The sequence below is a fragment of the Paraburkholderia acidisoli genome (assembly GCF_009789675.1).
Lineage (GTDB): Bacteria > Pseudomonadota > Gammaproteobacteria > Burkholderiales > Burkholderiaceae > Paraburkholderia > Paraburkholderia acidisoli.
The window spans coordinates 1,406,615-1,422,448 of record NZ_CP046914.1 but is presented as its reverse complement, the minus strand read 5'-3'; the positions used below and the strand labels follow the sequence as shown (position 1 = coordinate 1,422,448).

Sequence of the window (15,834 nt, the reverse complement as noted above, 5' to 3'; positions counted from 1 at the left end):
TGCGCTACCGTCCGGCGTTTTCTGCGTTGCTGCGTCAGCAGCAGAGAAACGAGATTATGAAGACTGCCGGGCGATCTGTCAACAGGTTTTTTTACTTCGCTCAACCTGCCGCTCAACTTCAACTGCCCGGAGACCCAAGCCGCACAAGGCTTTCGCCGAGGCTTCCCGTCTCCCCGCGCCTTCATGGAAAGCGCGAAAGACCGAGATTCTAGTCACGCCCGTGACATCTTGCAAGCGGTTTTTTGATCGGCTTGAAAGTCGGGGAAAGGCGCAGCACGCGCCGGCTCACGCATGCCGTTGCATCACGCGCTCGACGATCCCCAGATAGTGGTCGAGATCGGGCGTCGGTTTGCCGGACACCTTGGCGAGATCGTCCCAGCGGCGCAGGCGCACCGCGTCGTCGGCATAAGGGCGCGCAGCGAAATCGTGCGCCTGCCCGGCGTCGAAAATACCGCCTTGCAGTTCGAGGCTGCGCACCGAGTCCGCCGAGAGACAGCTGAAATACGCCGCGTCGGTGGCGCACAGGTAGCGCTTGGCATCCACGTGCAGCCGGATCGGTTCCAGAACGCTGTCCGGCAGCACCGGCCGCAGGAACGGCAGCGCATAGTATTGATGCAGATCGTCGATACCGCGCTCGGTGGGCGTTTCCCCCTGGCGATTCAGCAAATGCCCGAGGTCGTGCAAAAACGCCGCCGCCACCAGCTCCTCGCTCGCCCCGTCTTCCTGCGCGAGCGCGCCGCTCTGCAGCGCGTGCTCCAGTTGCGTGACGGGTTCGCCGCTATACGCGGTCGCGCCGTGCGCTTCGAACAATTGGCGAATATCCGCGAGACTCAGTGCCATCTTCCACTCCTTGCTTGCCTGTCGATGGCCGGCGACCGCCGCCGCGCCACCGCTTGATAACTATGCCGCTTCATCGGCGCACGACGCGCGCATGCGCAGCGACGACTCGTCCGCATCCCGCGACGCCAACGCGCTGAGCAACGCGCGATGCCCCGCGTAGGCGATCTCCATCGCCCCGCTCGCGGGCGCGACACGGCGCGCCGCAAGCCGCAACTCGCTGACCGCGCGCGCATGGGTTTCCCGCAACCGCTCGTTTCCCGCCGATGCCACCAGCGCCGCGCGAAACGCGTCGCGCGCCAGCAGGAACGCCTCTCCGTCCGCATTGACGAGCGCCGCGCGCATCGCGTCGAGCCGCTCGCGCAATTGCGCCACCATCGCCGAATCGATACGCGCCGCCAGCATCCGGCACGCCGCTTCGCGCAACGCCGCGCAGACTTCGCCCAATTCCCGCGCCTCCGCAACACCCACGCGCCGCACGAACACGCCGCGATGTTTCTCGTTGCGCACGAGGCCCGCCTGTTCGAGCGCGCGAAACGCCTCGCGCACCGGACCGCGCGAGACCGCGAGCCGCGTCGCCCAATCGGCTTCGACGAGTTTGTCGCCGGGCGCAAGCTGCCCCGCCGCGATACGCCGTTCGATTTCGTCGCGCACCCGCTCCGTCAGCGAATGCTGGGGCGCCGTGGAGAGCGGCGCTTCTTCATCGTCGATGGCCGGTGCGTCCTGCGCCGGCGGCGCCGCGAACCGCGTCGCGTCCATCTCAGCCCGCGCGCCGGCGCGGCACCCGCGCCGCGATCAGCAACAGCGCCGCCAGCGAGACGATCAGCAGGATCAGCGACAACGCCGACGCCGGAAGGTAATAGCCGCGCTCCACCGCGCCCACCACGACGATCGGCACCGTAGCGAAGCCCGGCGGATACACCGTGAGCGTGGCCCCCAGTTCGCCGAGCGAAAGCGCGAAGCCGAGCGCGAGACTCGCGCGAATCGCCGGCACGAGCTGCGGCAGCACCACGCGGCGCAGCACCATCGACGGCGGCGCACCGAGACTCGCGGCCGCCTCGCGCAGCACGGTCAACTCGGGACGCAGCGCCGCCGACGCGCATCGATAACAAAACGGCAGCACCAGCGCGAGCTGCACGAACACCACGATCGCCGCCGAACTCGACAGGTCGAGCGGCGCCTTGTGATACGCGATCAGCACCGCGAGGCCGAGCACGACGCTCGGCACGCCGTTGGGCACCATCGCGAGCATGTCGACGAGCGCGCCGAGTCCGCGGCGGTCGCGCCCTTCGAGCGCCAGCGCGAGCCAGAGCCCGAGCGCCGTGCCGAGCACGGCCACGCCGAAGCCGACTTCGAGGCTCGTGGTGAGCGCGTCGAAGTCGCTGGAACCGAGGCGCTCGAACCAGCGCATGCTGAAGCCGTCGGGGAAGATCGTGCCCGACCAGTGCGACGCCACGCTCGAAAGCGCCACGACGATCACCGGCAACACGAACAGCCAGAAACACAGCAACGCGGCGAAGGCGAGCACGAGACCGCTGGCAAGGCGCGCGACCAGGCCGCGCTCGACCGGACGCGCGCGCTTGTGCATCGGCGGCAAGGTCACGCGGTTGTTTTCCGCGGCGGGATTAGTTGACATTGCGCGTGCCTCCCTGGCTGCGACGATTCACGCGCCGGTACAGCGCATACAAGGACAGCGACATCGCCAGCATCACGACGGCGCCCGCGGCAGCGGTCGGCAGATCGAGGTCGACGGTGGCCGAGCTGTAGATCGCCACGGGCAATGTCACGAGATGCGCGCTGCCGAGCACGAGCAGAATGCCGAACTCGTTGAACGTGAGCAGGAAACACAGGATCGTGCCCGCCGCGATACCCGGCCACGCGAGCGGCAGAATCACGCGCAGCGCGACCATGCGGCTGTTCGCGCCGAGACTGCGCGCGGCTTCGATCAGGCGCATGTCGAGCAGCGCGAAGGCCGCGAGCGTCGGGCGCACCACGAACGGCGCGTAGAACACCACTTCGGCGAGCACCACGCCGCCGATGCCGAACAGAAAGTCCATCGGCGGTGTTTGCAGATGGAACATCCGTTGTATCGCAATGCTCACCGAGCCCTGCGAGCCGTACAGAAAGATCAGCGTGAACGCGACCAGAAACGACGGGAACGCCACGAACAGTTCGAGGAAGCGCGTGACGAGCGAGGCGCCCGGAAACGGCTTGAAGAACAGCAACGCCGCCAGCGCCACGCCGAGTATCGACGCGAGCCCGGCGCTCAGGAACAGAATCCACAGCGTCGTGCCGATCACGCCGCGCGAATCGGGATTGCCGAAGAAGGTCGCGTACGCACCGAAGCTCAGCCCGTGCGCGCCCGAGAGGCTCAGCAGCACGAGGCGCACGAGCGGATACACCACGAGCGGTCCCAGCACGAACACGAGCAGAAACGCGATGTGCCATTGCGCACGTCGTTCGCGGCGGCGCACGGCGGCCGCGTGCGCGTCGGCGCCGGGCAGGCCCGGCATGGTGCCCGCGGCGGAATCAGGGGTTGATAAGGACGACATCGTCAGCCTCGTAGCGCAGGGAAACGCGCATGCCTTTCGCCGGCGTCATGCCGTGGCCGCGCTGCATGGTGACGAGCACCGGTTCGTTCGGCATCGCGTCGAGCAGCACCGGCACCGAGAGCACCGAGCCGTACCATTCGACCGACTCGATCGTGCCGTGCAGCGCGCCCTCGCCGAGCGGCACGATGCGCAGGCTTTCGGGACGCAGGCACGCGAGCTTGTCGCGCACGTCGTGGCGTTTATCGCCCACGGGAAACGCCACGCCCGGCGGCAGCAGGTTCGCCGCGCCCAGATAACGCGCCACATAGGCGTCGTTCGGCGCGTCGTAGAGTTCCTGCGGCGTGCCGAGTTGCGCGATGTGACCGTCGCGCATCAACAGCGTGCGGTCGGAGAGCACGAGCGCGTCGTCTTGATCGTGCGTGACGCACACGATCGTCAGGTCGGGCAAACGTTCGTGCAGCGCCTTGAGCTCGGAGCGCACCGAGGCGCGCAGATTGGCGTCGAGCGCCGAAAGCGGTTCGTCGAGCAGCAGCACGTCCGGCTCGATCACGAGCGCGCGCGCCAGCGCCACGCGTTGCTGCATGCCGCCCGAGAGTTGCGCGGGCATGACGTGGCCCGCGTCGCCGAGTTGCACGAGCTTGAGCGCATCGGCCACGCGGCGCGCGATCTCGCGCGACGGCACGCGGCGCGCCTTGAGGCCGAACGCGACGTTCTCGAATACGGAAAGATGCGGAAACAGCGCGTAGCTCTGGAACAGCAGCCCGAGATTGCGCTGATGCGGCGCCACGTGCGTGAGGTCGCGGCCCGCGACGGTCAGCGAACCCGCGAGGCCATCCGCTTCGATAAAGCCGGCGATGAAGCGCAGCAAGGTGGTCTTGCCGCAGCCGCTGCGGCCGAGCACGGTCAACAGTTCGCCGCGGCGGATCGTGAGCGACAGATTGTCGAGCACCGTGCGCGCGCCGAAGCGCACGCTCAGGTTGTCGATCTGCACGCCCGCGTGGCGCGCGTCGGTCGTATCGGTCAGTCCGGACACATCCGGCAGCGCGCGGGCCATGCCGGCCGGCGCGAGGCTTGCGGTATTCACCGGGAATCTCCTGCGTGTAAAACCCAAATGCGACGACGCGGCAGCGCGCTGGCAACGCGCGCGGCCGCGTCCTTGAACCGCTTATTGCGGCTTGACGACTTCCGTCTGCTTGCCCGAAGCGCCGATCACGTCGTTCTTCCAGCGCGTCGTCCAGTCGGCCTTCTTCGCCATGACCTGGTTCCAGTCCACCGGAATCAGCTTCACGCCTTCGATGGCCTGCTTCACCGCCGCGCCGTTCTTGCCCGTGAGCGCCACGTCCGTGCGGGCGGGAATCCCGAAGATGTCGGGCACCTTCGACTGCACTTGCGTCGACATCAGATAGTCGATCAGCTTCTTGCCTTCCGCCTGGTTCGGACCGCCTTTGATCAGGCCAATCGCATACGGCAGCTGGAACGTGGTCGGATGGCCGTTCGCGTCGGCGGCGAGGAAGATCGGCTTGAGCGAGAGACCGCCGTTGGCCGCGTCGTCGAGATCCATCTGCAGGTCGCCGTTGGCCACCGAGATTTCGTTACGCGAGAGCAGCACGTCGAGGTAGCCCGTGCCCTTGGTGTGGAACTTGGCGCTCTGCTCGAGCTTCTTGAGGTAGTCGAACGCCTTGTCTTCGCCCATCAGCGAGGTCGTGAGGATGATCACGGCCATGCCGTCGCCGGCCGTGGCCGGGTTCGAGTACGCGACCTTGCCCGTGAAGTCCGGGTGCAGCAGGTCGGCGAAAGTCTTCGGCTGCGTCTTCACGACTTCCGGGTTGATCGCGAACGAGAAGTAGTTGTTCACGAACGTCGCCCACGAGCCGTCCGCCGACTTGGCGATCGCCGGCACGTTCTTGTAGTTCACGCTCTGATACGGCTGGAGCAGGCCGCTTTGCTGCGCCTGCTGGATGAACGGCGGCAGCGTGACGAGCACGTCGGCCTTGGGCGCGTCTTTTTCCACGTTGGCGCGGTTCACAACTTCGCCGCTGCCCGCCGTGACGATATTGACCTTCACGCCTTCCTGCTTCTCGAACGCGGGCAGCACGTCGCGATAGAGATTTTCGAGGCCGTCGGCCGTGTAGAGCACGACGGCGTTGGCGGCATGCGCGCTCATCGCCGCGCCTTGCAGCAGCGCGGCCGTGGCCAGCATCGGCAGCAGCTTGCGTGCAAAACCTGCGCGCGGGAAATTCGTGTGGTTCATGTCACTCTCCGAAGGCAAAACAACCCTGCTCGGGATACCCGATGCGAATGTGTTTGCGTTTGTGATTGGATGAAACGAACTGCCCCAGCGGCGACGAACCGCACAACCCACCGCGTCGCCTGCCATGGCGGCCCGTTCGCGCGTCGCGGATTGCAGATTGTCAGCAATCCGGCGCGCCTCGCCCGAGCCGGGCGCCGCGTCGGGGCACGATGAACGCCGCCTGCCTCGCTGTCCGGCCCGTCTGGACGGGCTCCGCAAGAATCACAGGTTTTGATGACAGCGCCGTGACGATTGTGGCGTTCTACACAAATTTACACAAATCGCCAATAAATGACACGCCGATGGACGTCGCGAGGCCGCCTGGACGAGCGGCAAACTCAACCCCTCGGCGAAAAAATCAGACGAAACGAAGCAGCGATCAGGCGATCAGGAGTTCCGGCCCGCGTGCCGTGATGGCGCGGGCGATGCCCTTTTCGGGCGCGAGTTCGGTGATGACGTAGCGCGCGTGCTCGAAGCCGTTGATGCGCACCGGCGTGACACGGCCGAACTTGGAGTGATCGGCGACGATGATCGCGCACGCCGTGGCCGCGAGCATGCGGCTGCGCGTTTCGGCGACCATGCGCGAGTAGTCGGTGAGCCAGCCGTCGGCGGTGATGCCGCCCGCGCCCACGAACGCGAAATCGGCGTGGTATTGCGCGAGTTGCTGCACGGTGTCGAGGCCGAAAGTCGCCTCTTCGTGGTCGGAGAGTTCGCCGCCCAGCAGCGTCACGCGATTTTCGTTGCGGCGGCCGAGCAGCAGGCCGATGCGCCAGTCGTTGGTGTAGACCGTGAGCCGATGCCGGTCCGTGAGCGCGCGCGCGAGCGCATGCGTCGTGCTGCCCGAATCGATGATGATCGACGCGCCGTCCGGCACGAACTCCGCCGCGCGCTCGCCGATCGCGCGCTTGGCGCTGGCGTTGGCCGCCTCGCGCACGTCGAGATCGGGCTCGCGCCGGTCGCTCGACAGCGCGCCGCCGTGCGTCGTGACGAGCAGCCCGCGCGCGGCCAGCGTGTTGAGATCGCGGCGAATGGTTTCGCGCGACACCCGCAATTCGCGCACGAGGTCGGCCACCGAGAGCGCGCCTGTCCGGTTCACTTGCGAAAGGATGTATTGGTGGCGTTGTTCGGCGAGCATCTTGGGTCGGTGGGTTCGAAAAGCCGCCGTATTGTATTACGCGCCCCCTGCGCGCATGGCCTGCGTTGCACGCCGCGTGTGGCGACGCGCGGCATGATGCGGCATTGATTGGCCGTGTTTGCCCATTTCCGCGCGCATCCCTGCTAATCTCGTGGGGCCGCCGGAACCCGCGCCATCGCCGCATGGCTTCACCGCGCCACGACAAGGCGGCACTCGTTTCGCCGATCTCCGAAATTCATGCGTTCACGACTTCGTCAACTGCGTCTCCTCTTTTGTGCGCTGCGTTATGGCCTGAAGCTGCTCTGGGCCGCCGCGCCCGAGCATCACAAGGTGCACTGGTTCGTCACGCTCGCCCAGAGCCTGCACGGCGACCCGCGTCTGGCCTCGCGGCTCGCGGGGCCGCTGCCGCGTCTCGCGCCGCTTGCCGCCGCGTTCGCACAGACGCTCACCACGCGCCCGGAACTCGCGGGCGCGACGCTCCACGACGCCATCGACGCGATCGAGCATTTCGAGGCTCCGCTCACGCCCGAGGAACTGCGCAAGACGCTGCGTATCGCGTTCGGCAAACCGCCCGAAGAACTTTTCTCGTGGATCGACCCCGTGCCGGTCCACAACGGCTGGTGCGAAGAAACGCACGTCGCGCGGCTCGCGCTGCCCGCCAATAATCATCAGACGATCACGCTGCGCGTGCTGCGCACGAAGCAGATCCAGGAAGTCGAGGACGATGCCGCGCTGCTCTGCGCCCTCGCGCGCTGGATGGAACGCTTCTCGCGCGCGGCGCGTCGGCTGCAATTGCGAACGCTTGCGCAAACCTTGCGCGAAGACCTGCAGCGCCGTTTCGATCTGCGCGGGCAGGCTGCGAACCTGAGTCAGACTGGCCACCATCTCGCCGAAGACCCGCGCATTCTCGTGCCCGACGTGGTGTGGGACTTTTGCACCGTGCACACGCTCGCCGTGCAGCACGTGGATACCGTGCGTCTCGTCGATGTCGCGGGGCTCGCCGCGCATCGCATCAACGTGCCGAAAGTGGCCGCGAACCTCATCGAAGTGATCACGCGTCAGGCCTTCGAGCACGGCTTCTTTCATGCGGCCTTCGATACGCGGCGCGTGGCCGTGAGCGTCGAGCCCGAAACGCATGGCCGCCTCGTGCTGGCCAGCGCCGCACTGATGACGAGCCTGTCCTCACCCGAGCGCGAGTTCTTCGTGCATGGCGCGACGGCGTTGTTCGAGCAGGATTACGCGCGGCTCGCGACGCTCCATCACGTGGCGGGTCACGTGCCCGAACACGCGCGCACGGAGCAGATCGAGGCCGAATTGCGGACGCGCAGCGAAGCGCATTTCGCCAACGATACCGACACGCGCAGCGCGGGCTCGCTGTTCCATCACCTGTTGCACGCGGTGCAGCCGTTTGGCGGCGCGGTTTCGCCTCGCCTCGTGGCGGCGCAGCGCGCGTTCGGCCAGGCGGAGGCGTTGGCGCGCGAGATACATCCGGACATCGACGCGTGGGGCATTGCACGCGACACGCTCGCCGACATCGCGCGACGCGATATCGGGCATCACGGCTGGATCAAGCGGCTGTCGCAAGAGCTGCCGCATCTCGCGCAAATCGCGCCGCGCGTGCCGCAGATGCTGTTCCGCTTCATGGAGCACCACGCGAAAGTCGGGCAGGGTCAGGTGGCGCGGCATCCGGCGGCGGCGGGCGCCGCGCACGCGCCAGCGACCCAGGCCGCGCTGCTCGAAGCGTGGCGACGCGAAAACCGGCGGACGCGCGTACTGCTCGTGGCCTGTGCGCTGTGCGGCGGATTGATCGGCGTGACGGCGATGCTGTTCTGACTTCCGGCGGCAGCCACCCACGCGCTATCGCCACGCGCCATTCAAGCGCTATCGCGGTTCCGAACGCTCGCCCCCGTTCGCCCGCGCCTCGTGAATCTAGCAGTTAGTTGCAATCTGCCCGAGACAGCGGCGATCCATCCCGCGGGCACGCGCAGTGCAGTCCTGAACAAGACCACCGTCCGCCCGCCGCGCGATACTCCGAGCCTTTCGCGATCCGGCGCCTGATCGACGCGCCCTCTTCACTCTCCGATGCTCGCCACCTTTACGCCCGCCCTGTTCGTCTTTCTCTGGTCGACAGGATTCGTCGTCGCCCGCGCGATCGCGCCTTATGCCGATCCCAACCTGTTCCTGCTCGCGCGCTTCGGCGGCACGGCGGCGCTGTTCGCCTGCGTCGCGCTCGCCCTGCGCGCGCCGTGGCCGCGCGGCAAGGAGATCGGCAAGCATCTGTTCGCGGGCGCGCTGCTGCAAGGCGTGTATCTGGGCGCGGGTTACTGGGCCGTCGCGCAGGGTGTGAGCGCGGGCGTGATGGCGCTGCTCGGCGCGCTCCAGCCGCTGCTGACGGCGGCCGTCGCGGCGCGGCTATTCGGCGAGCGCCTCGCGCCGCGCCGCTGGGCGGGCATGGCGCTCGGGCTCGCGGGCGTCGTCCTCGTGCTGATGCCGAAGCTCCAGACGCTCACGCACGCCGCGAACGCAGCGGACGCGCACCGTCACGCGAATCCGCTGCTCGTGGTGATCGTGGCGGTGCTGTCGGTCGTGTCGATCACGGCGGGCACGCTGTATCAGAAGACTTCGCTCGCGCAGGCGGATATCCGCAGCGCGAGCGCCGTACAGAACGCGGGCGCGGCGATCGTCGCGATCGTGCTCGCGCTGGCGCTCGGCGAGACGCGCTGGATGCCGTCGCTCACGTTGTGGGTGTCGCTCGCGTGGGGCATCGCGATGCTTTCGGGCGCGGGCGTGACGCTGCTCGTCTGGATGGTCCGCCACGGCGACGCCGCGCGCGCCACGGCGCTGCTGTTCCTCGCGCCGCCGCTGGCCGCGCTGGAAAGCTGGTGGCTGTTCGGCGAAATCCTCACGCCGGTGCAGATCGCGGGCTTCGGCGTTGCGCTCGCGGGCGTGCTGCTCGCGCGGCGCGGGTGACGTCGGTCAGACGGGTTCGATTGTGCGGGCGCGGAGCCACTCAGTCTGACGGGCTGGCCACGTCGCTCGCGCAGGTGGCGAGGCGCAACGCAAGCCGAATGACGAGCTGCGTCGTAAGCGCGTGGTGATACGGCACTCGCCCCGCTCGAGCGGCATCCAGCGGTTCATACTCGCGATCGCCAGGTGCCGATTGCCCCCCGCTCAATCCGCCGTATCCGCGGCCGCCGGCATCTTCGCGCGCGCCTTGCCGCCCGGCGCCGGCGCCCACGCGGGCCGCGCCTTGCGCTGCGTGTCGATCACGACGATAAAGCGCCCCGCGAGCGGCGTGATCTCGCGATTGGCGTGTAGCACCCACAGCGATTTGCCTTCGTCGACGAGCGCCTGATACTCGGCGTCGATAATGCCGTGGTGATCGAAGAAGGTGTTGAGCGTCGCGGGAATGCGCACGCAACCCTTCGAATGGCGGATGCCGAGCAGCGGTTCGAGCCGATCGGGATCGGTGGCGTGCATCTGGAAGCGCATCTGCGAGAAGCCGCCCTTGCCCCAACCACGCTCGCCGTCGACCCAGCCCAGATCGTAGATGCGCATGTCGCGCTTGCCATAGCCGCGAATGCCGTTCTCGTTCATCGTGCCTTCCGCGCGATAGTCCATGTTGAGCGGCGTGTGCTCGAACACGCCGAGCGGCGTGAGGAAATGATCGAACTCGCCGGGCCGCCCGGTCGCCACGGGCGAAGCGCCAATCAAGATCCACGGCTGCTTCGTTTGCGCGCGGAAATAGAGGAACAGCGTCTGCACGTTCGGCGCGCGGTCGACGAGGATCACGAACTCGCCCGCCAGCGCGCCGAGATCTTTCGCATCGAGCGCCGCTTGCAGACGATTGCCGTAAGCGCGCTGATCGGCGGCTGGCACGCGCAGACGCCGCGTCACTTCGCGCGCGTAACGCGCACGCATGTCGAGCGCGCTGCGCGTGGCCTCGGCGGCCTGCAGCGCCGTGAGCGGCGCGCGTGCGGGCAACGTCAACACCGGCGGCGCGGAGGCGGCGAGCGCGGCGGAAGCGGCTGCGGTTGTCGATGCCGCCGATGCGGCCGACGCCGCGCTCGCCGCCTCGGTTGCCGATGCCGATGCCGATGCCGATGCCGACGTAGCAGGCGTGGCAGATGTGGCCGACGCCGCAAACGCTGCGGAAGCGGACGCTGCCGCCGACGCGCTCGATCCCGCCGACGACGACGCGCTCGTGCCGGATGCGCTCGCTGGTACGCCGAGCAACGGCGGGAGCGAAGCGGGCGCGGCTACGCTCGCTCTCGGCGCCGACGCGGCAGGTTTCGCGACCATGACCGGTTTCGGCGACGCCGGGACGCCACTCGCGGACGCACCATCCGCCGCCTGCGCGGCACTCATCGTCGATACGGCTGTGAGCGTGACCACGAGCGCGCGCAGCGTGAGCGCGACAGCGGCGCCCAACGGCGTGTGGCGCCAGCGGGCAAGAAACGAAACAAGGGAAAGGCGCCGCGCGCTACCCCAAGCGCGGCCGTCCACGCGAGCGCCCGAGCGCCGCGAAACTGGGTGGGTCATTGTGAGTCCGGCTGATTGTGCAAGCGTGTCCGAAGTCGGCCGATGCGATCGGCCATCCAGCATGAAAGCAGACAGCGTGCCGCCCGCGCCGTTGAGCCGGTCAACCGCGCGAAGGCGAAAGTTATGCGAAAGCAGTGAGCGCGCGAGCGCATGCCCGCGAGGAGGAACGAAGCAGGAGACACAACGCAACGCGGCAAGGCGCAACGTTGGACGAGCCAAATGCCGGGGCAACCTTACTTGCGCGGCGGCGGGTCCTCGGCATCGAACGGCGCGGCGCTCACGCGCAATGCGACGCCCGCGAGGCGGCGGCTTTGCAGCTCGCGCGCCACGGCCTCGGCCACGTACGGGACTTCGGAATTGAGTTCGAGATCCGCGTGCGCGTTGGGCGTGCCCACGTCGTACACGGTAATGCCCTTGGCGTAATGGCCAAGTTCGCGCTCGAAGAAACTGCGCACATCCTGCTCGCTGCAGGCTTCGGGAACGTTCCAGACAGTCAGATGCATGGCGGCCTACCTGGCAGGAAACTCAAACTCGATTCAAGCTCGAAGAAAAAATCCGCGCTTCCGCGGATTTCAGCGGCGAATTTCAGCGATAGCGGCGCGGTTGGCTCGCACGCACGCGAACGGGCTGCAGGCTCGCGCGGGCGCGCGCACGTGTCCATGCCACCTGACCGAGCAGCGCTGCGACGGAAAGCAGCAAAAGGCTGGACGTAAGCATTGTGGTCACTCCTGTTAATTGATCATCATCAGAATAGTCGCATTCGGCGAGCGGCGCGCTGCGGCATATTGTCGATCCGGCACGCACTCGGCCTCCTGCTCGCGCCCTTTGAGGGCGCAATCGACGTGCCCATGACACAGAGCACAAAACCGCCGCGTTGAATCGCTCGAACGCGGCTCAGGAACCGCTGTCGCGACTTGCCGAGGTCGTGTCGTCGGCGCCGTCGGCACCGCACTCCATGCGCGTGAGGCGTTCGTACTGATGCGACCAGTTGCCGGTGATGGCGGCCTGCGCCTCGGCGAGCGACATGCGGCCCGCGCACACGCAGCGCTTGAGACGCACCGTGAGCAGCGACTTGCGGCGTTCGCCCGCGTGACCGCCCCACGGCAGCAGATCGAAGTTCGCGGTGGCGTCCGGCGCGCCGCCGAGCACGATGGGCACGTGCCGGTCGAGCGCGTAGCCCACGCCCTCGTCGGCGTCGATGCCGCGCGACGCGAGCAAGCGGTCCTTGAGCGCCATCGTTTCGTCGAACGGCGGCGCCACCGTATCGGCATAACCGGGACGGCAGATCGTTTGCGCAACCGACTGCTGAGTGACGCGCGCGTCGAGAAGTTTCGCGTCCTGCGCGAAGCTCGCGCTCGCCGCGCCGGCTGCGGCGAGCACCAACAGCGTCACGCGCAACGTGCGCCAGCGCGGTGCACGGCGGCCACACGCAAAGCCGTTCGCCATGCGACGCGCGATGCGGCGCCTTGCTGCCTTTTCTGCGTTCATGGTTGAGCGCACCGTGATTACGATGCGGATTGGATGGTGAGTGCCGGGGTATTAAAACACATTCGAAATTCACGGTGCACATTTGCGCTCAACGCTCGCCGTTGCGCGGCGAACGGCGTCCAACCGCGCATTCGCATGCAAACCCGCGAATTCAAAGCGATTTTCGATTCACCATCCCGCTGATATGAATCAAATATGAATTAATCGAAGGAATATCGAAATCGGCGAGAAAATCGCTTTTCATGCACGCCGCATTAGCCGTTCGGCCGATGGCAGCCCTGGAACCGATAGCGCATAATGGGCCGCCCGATCCGTTCCATCACGGAACTCATCGGGCACATTCGAAGAATCGAGGAAAACCCATGTCCATTTCCATGTTTCAAGCGTCGGTGCCGGTGCTCGTGCGCGGCCTGACGAACCTGCAGGCGATCATCGGCAAGGCACAGGCACACGCGGCCGAAAAGCAGATCGACCCGTCCGTGTTCGCGGGCGCGCGGCTCTTCCCCGACATGCTGCCGCTCGCGCGCCAGATCCATATCGCCACCGACACGGCCAAGGGTTGCGCCGCGCGCCTCGCCGACGTGGAAGCGCCGAAGTTCGACGACGTCGAATTCTCGTTCGACGACCTGCACACGCGCATCCAGAAGACCATCGACTATCTGAACACGTTCAAGCCGGAACAGATCGACGGCTCGGAAACCCGCACCATCACGCTCAAGATGCGCAGCGGCCCGGTCGAATTCACGGGCCAGAGCTATCTGCTCGCGTTCGTGCTGCCCAACTTCTATTTCCACATCACCACGGCTTACGACATCCTGCGCCACAACGGCGTGGACCTCGGCAAGCTCGACTATCTCGGCGCGCGCTGATTCACGTCGATTTTCGTGGTTTAGCGTCGCTTAGCGTCGTCCGGCGCTCGAGCACGCCGAACGCCGCCGATCTGCGCCTCGCGGTGTAAATCGGCGATACGGATACGCGCGGCGCCTTGCGCGCCGCGCGGCTGCTGCAAAACGCGCACGGTATCAATCGAGCGACAGCCGCAGCGCAAAGCCGATCAACGCCGAAGAAAACGCCCACTTTTGCACCGTCTGCGCCAGCGGGTGGCGGCGCAGCCACACGGCAATGCGAGCCGCGCCCAGCACGTAGATCACGTCGAACAGCGCGCACACGATCACGAGCACCACGCCCAATTCCGCCACCTGGAGCCAGACCGAACCCAGTTCCGGGCGGATGAACTGCGGGAGCAGGACCGAACAGAACAGCAGCGCTTTCGGGTTGAGCAGATTCGTGAGCAGGCCCTTCACGAAATCGGTGCGATGACCGCGCGTGGCCGTATCGGCGGCGGCATCGGGCATGGCGAAGGCCGGCGAGCGGAAAATCTGCACGGCGATCCAGGTGAGATACGCCGCGCCCGCATAACGCACGATTTCATAGAGCCAGGGCGCGTTGCGCAACAGCGCCGCGAGACCGCACGCGGACAACGTGACATGGGTCGCGCGCGCGAGTCCGAGGCCGCCCGCCGCCGCGAAACCGCTGCGCGCCCCGCGGCCCATGCTCGTTTGCATCACGAGCGCCATGTCCGCGCCGGGCAGCGCGCAAACGATGATCAGGGCGACGATGAACATCAACAGCAGGTGAGCGGAAATCATGGGAGCCTCGCGTGAAAGAGGCTCTATCTTGCCGCTGCGAGCGGAGCGCTTTCTGGCGTTTTTCCGGCATCTACCGATTAGACGTAGAGGAATGCGCTACGATTCTTTAAAATCGCACCGATTCCCCCTCCTGACCCAAATCAGCGAAACGAGCAGCGAAATGAGCGATCTCGACAAACTCGACCGCGCGATCCTCGGCGCGTTGCAGGCCGACGGCCGCATGCCCGTCGCGCGCCTCGCCGAAACCGTCGGCCTGAGCGAAACGCCGTGCGCGCGGCGCCTCAAACGGCTCGAACAGGCAGGCTATATCGACCGCTACCGCGCGGTGCTGTCGCGGCGCGCGCTCGGCTACGGCGTGGTCGGATTCGTCTCGGTGCGCTTCGCCGTGCACGACCGCGCGCTCGCCGACCGCTTCGAGCGCGAAGTCTGCGCTATCGAGCGCATCGTCTCGTGTCACAACATCTCGGGCACCGCGGACTATATTTTGCAGATCGTGGCGCGCGACCTCGACGACTACGGCACCTTCATGCGCGACCAGTTGCGCAGCCTGCCGGGCGTGACGTCCGTCGAATCCGCGCTTTCGCTGCGCGAAGTCAAAGCCGACGGCGGCGTACCGCTCTCCTGAGCGCGCCGCTCTCTCCCCATCGACATCAACCGGAGCTTTCGATGACCCCAGAACAAGCACGAGCCGAAGAAGCGGCCGCCATGGACCGCGTGCTGCAAGCCACGCAACGCGTCAAGACGGCGTTCACCTCGCTGCAATCGCAATTTCCGCCCGAGGGCGAAGGCAAGCCGTCGCAATTCGCGCTGCAAACCTTCGACGCCGCGTTGCAGGAGCTCGAAGACGCGCAGGCCGCGTTCGACGAAATCCTCAACGACCTGCTCGACGGCGAACGATGAGCGCAGGCCCGCAACGCGCCAATGCCGGCAGCGCGGCCGTGACCGTGCTCGGCGTGGGCGTCGTGGTGCGCAACGGCGAGGCGTGGCTGCTCGGCCTGCGCAAGAGCGCATGGGGCCGCGGCACATGGGCGTTTCCCGGCGGCAAGGTCGACCCCGGCGAAGATCCGCTCGCGGCCGCCGCCCGCGAACTGCGAGAGGAAACCGGCCTCGATCTCACGCAGGCACGCGCCGCGGGCTGGGCGAGCGGCTGGCTCGAAGCGGACCGCGTGCGCCATGTGACCGTGTTCGTCGAGGCCAGCGCCGAAGGCACGCCCAGCGTGACCGAACCCGACAAATGCGAGCGCTGGGCCTGGTTCACGCGCGACGCGCTGCCAACCCCTCTCTTCGAACCCACGCGGCTGTATTTCGAGTCGCGCGCCGCGTAATCTTTCGCTTCACGCG

General features: G+C 67.0%; 18 protein-coding genes. 6 read left to right on the top strand and 12 right to left on the bottom strand.

The annotated features are described in order from the left end of the window. Positions 1–285: 285 nt before the first annotated feature. From FAZ98_RS20470 to FAZ98_RS20440, 7 genes are all read right to left on the bottom strand, one after another. Positions 286–840, bottom strand: a complete 555-nt coding sequence (locus FAZ98_RS20470) for a phosphonate degradation HD-domain oxygenase (RefSeq protein ID WP_158953216.1) — start codon at positions 838–840, stop codon at positions 286–288. 60 nt (positions 841–900) lie between these two features. Beyond that, positions 901–1,596, bottom strand: a complete 696-nt coding sequence (locus FAZ98_RS20465; protein WP_158953214.1) for a GntR family transcriptional regulator — start codon at positions 1,594–1,596, stop codon at positions 901–903. Position 1,597: 1 nt separating this feature from the next. Then, positions 1,598–2,473: a 2-aminoethylphosphonate ABC transport system, membrane component PhnV gene (gene phnV, locus FAZ98_RS20460; protein WP_158953212.1), complete on the bottom strand. Its 876-nt coding sequence runs from the start codon at positions 2,471–2,473 to the stop codon at positions 1,598–1,600. After that, a complete protein-coding gene (locus FAZ98_RS20455; protein ID WP_158953211.1) occupies positions 2,463–3,389 on the bottom strand; it encodes a 2-aminoethylphosphonate ABC transporter permease subunit in 927 nt (308 codons plus the stop codon). Before FAZ98_RS20455 ends, phnV begins: the two co-directional genes overlap by 11 nt. Then, positions 3,367–4,473 (bottom strand): 2-aminoethylphosphonate ABC transport system ATP-binding subunit PhnT, encoded by a 1,107-nt coding sequence (gene phnT, locus FAZ98_RS20450; protein WP_407672088.1) that lies wholly within the window; start codon positions 4,471–4,473, stop codon positions 3,367–3,369. Before phnT ends, FAZ98_RS20455 begins: the two co-directional genes overlap by 23 nt. 81 nt (positions 4,474–4,554) lie before the next feature. Further along, complete coding sequence (gene phnS, locus FAZ98_RS20445; protein ID WP_158953210.1) at positions 4,555–5,640, bottom strand: 2-aminoethylphosphonate ABC transporter substrate-binding protein; 1,086 nt, start codon at positions 5,638–5,640, stop codon at positions 4,555–4,557. 418 nt (positions 5,641–6,058) lie between these two features. Continuing rightward, the gene (locus FAZ98_RS20440) at positions 6,059–6,814 is read right to left on the bottom strand and encodes a DeoR/GlpR family DNA-binding transcription regulator (protein ID WP_158953209.1); all 756 of its coding nucleotides are present in this window, start codon (positions 6,812–6,814) and stop codon (positions 6,059–6,061) included. Positions 6,815–7,051: 237 nt separating this feature from the next. Between FAZ98_RS20440 and FAZ98_RS20435 the strand changes: the two genes are divergently transcribed. Next, entirely contained in the window at positions 7,052–8,647 is a 1,596-nt protein-coding gene (locus tag FAZ98_RS20435; protein ID WP_158953208.1) for an ABC1 kinase family protein, read from the top strand. Positions 8,648–8,896: 249 nt separating this feature from the next. Continuing rightward, positions 8,897–9,784, top strand: coding sequence for a DMT family transporter (locus tag FAZ98_RS20430; RefSeq protein ID WP_158953207.1), 888 nt, complete (start codon positions 8,897–8,899; stop codon positions 9,782–9,784). A gap of 201 nt (positions 9,785–9,985) precedes the next feature. Here the strand turns inward: FAZ98_RS20430 and FAZ98_RS20425 are convergent, their stop codons facing one another. The 4 genes from FAZ98_RS20425 to FAZ98_RS35665 all read right to left on the bottom strand — a co-directional run bounded on the left by FAZ98_RS20425 (position 9,986) and on the right by FAZ98_RS35665 (position 12,844). Next, the gene (locus FAZ98_RS20425) at positions 9,986–11,356 is read right to left on the bottom strand and encodes a L,D-transpeptidase (RefSeq protein ID WP_158953206.1); all 1,371 of its coding nucleotides are present in this window, start codon (positions 11,354–11,356) and stop codon (positions 9,986–9,988) included. A 233-nt stretch (positions 11,357–11,589) separates the two neighbouring features. After that, complete coding sequence (locus FAZ98_RS20420; RefSeq protein ID WP_158953205.1) at positions 11,590–11,859, bottom strand: RNA-binding protein; 270 nt, start codon at positions 11,857–11,859, stop codon at positions 11,590–11,592. Between the two features lie 82 nt (positions 11,860–11,941). Then, positions 11,942–12,073 (bottom strand): hypothetical protein, encoded by a 132-nt coding sequence (locus tag FAZ98_RS35960; protein ID WP_267904847.1) that lies wholly within the window; start codon positions 12,071–12,073, stop codon positions 11,942–11,944. Between the two features lie 177 nt (positions 12,074–12,250). Next, positions 12,251–12,844, bottom strand: coding sequence for a hypothetical protein (locus FAZ98_RS35665; RefSeq protein ID WP_233272752.1), 594 nt, complete (start codon positions 12,842–12,844; stop codon positions 12,251–12,253). 362 nt (positions 12,845–13,206) lie between these two features. Here FAZ98_RS35665 and FAZ98_RS20410 point away from each other — a divergent pair, with 362 nt between their 5' ends. Continuing rightward, complete coding sequence (locus tag FAZ98_RS20410) at positions 13,207–13,713, top strand: DUF1993 domain-containing protein (RefSeq protein ID WP_158953204.1); 507 nt, start codon at positions 13,207–13,209, stop codon at positions 13,711–13,713. Positions 13,714–13,866: 153 nt separating this feature from the next. Here FAZ98_RS20410 and FAZ98_RS20405 read toward each other — a convergent pair whose 3' ends face one another. Then, entirely contained in the window at positions 13,867–14,493 is a 627-nt protein-coding gene (locus FAZ98_RS20405) for a LysE family translocator (RefSeq protein ID WP_158953203.1), read from the bottom strand. Positions 14,494–14,653: 160 nt separating this feature from the next. Between FAZ98_RS20405 and FAZ98_RS20400 the strand changes: the two genes are divergently transcribed. The 3 genes from FAZ98_RS20400 to FAZ98_RS20390 are packed head-to-tail and all read left to right on the top strand — an operon-like array spanning position 14,654 to position 15,818. Further along, entirely contained in the window at positions 14,654–15,118 is a 465-nt protein-coding gene (locus FAZ98_RS20400; RefSeq protein WP_158953202.1) for an Lrp/AsnC family transcriptional regulator, read from the top strand. A 41-nt stretch (positions 15,119–15,159) separates the two neighbouring features. Beyond that, positions 15,160–15,393, top strand: a complete 234-nt coding sequence (locus FAZ98_RS20395; RefSeq protein ID WP_158953201.1) for a hypothetical protein — start codon at positions 15,160–15,162, stop codon at positions 15,391–15,393. Further along, a complete protein-coding gene (locus tag FAZ98_RS20390) occupies positions 15,390–15,818 on the top strand; it encodes a nucleotide triphosphate diphosphatase NUDT15 (RefSeq protein WP_158953200.1) in 429 nt (142 codons plus the stop codon). Before FAZ98_RS20395 ends, FAZ98_RS20390 begins: the two co-directional genes overlap by 4 nt. The last annotated feature ends 16 nt before the right edge of the window (positions 15,819–15,834 follow it).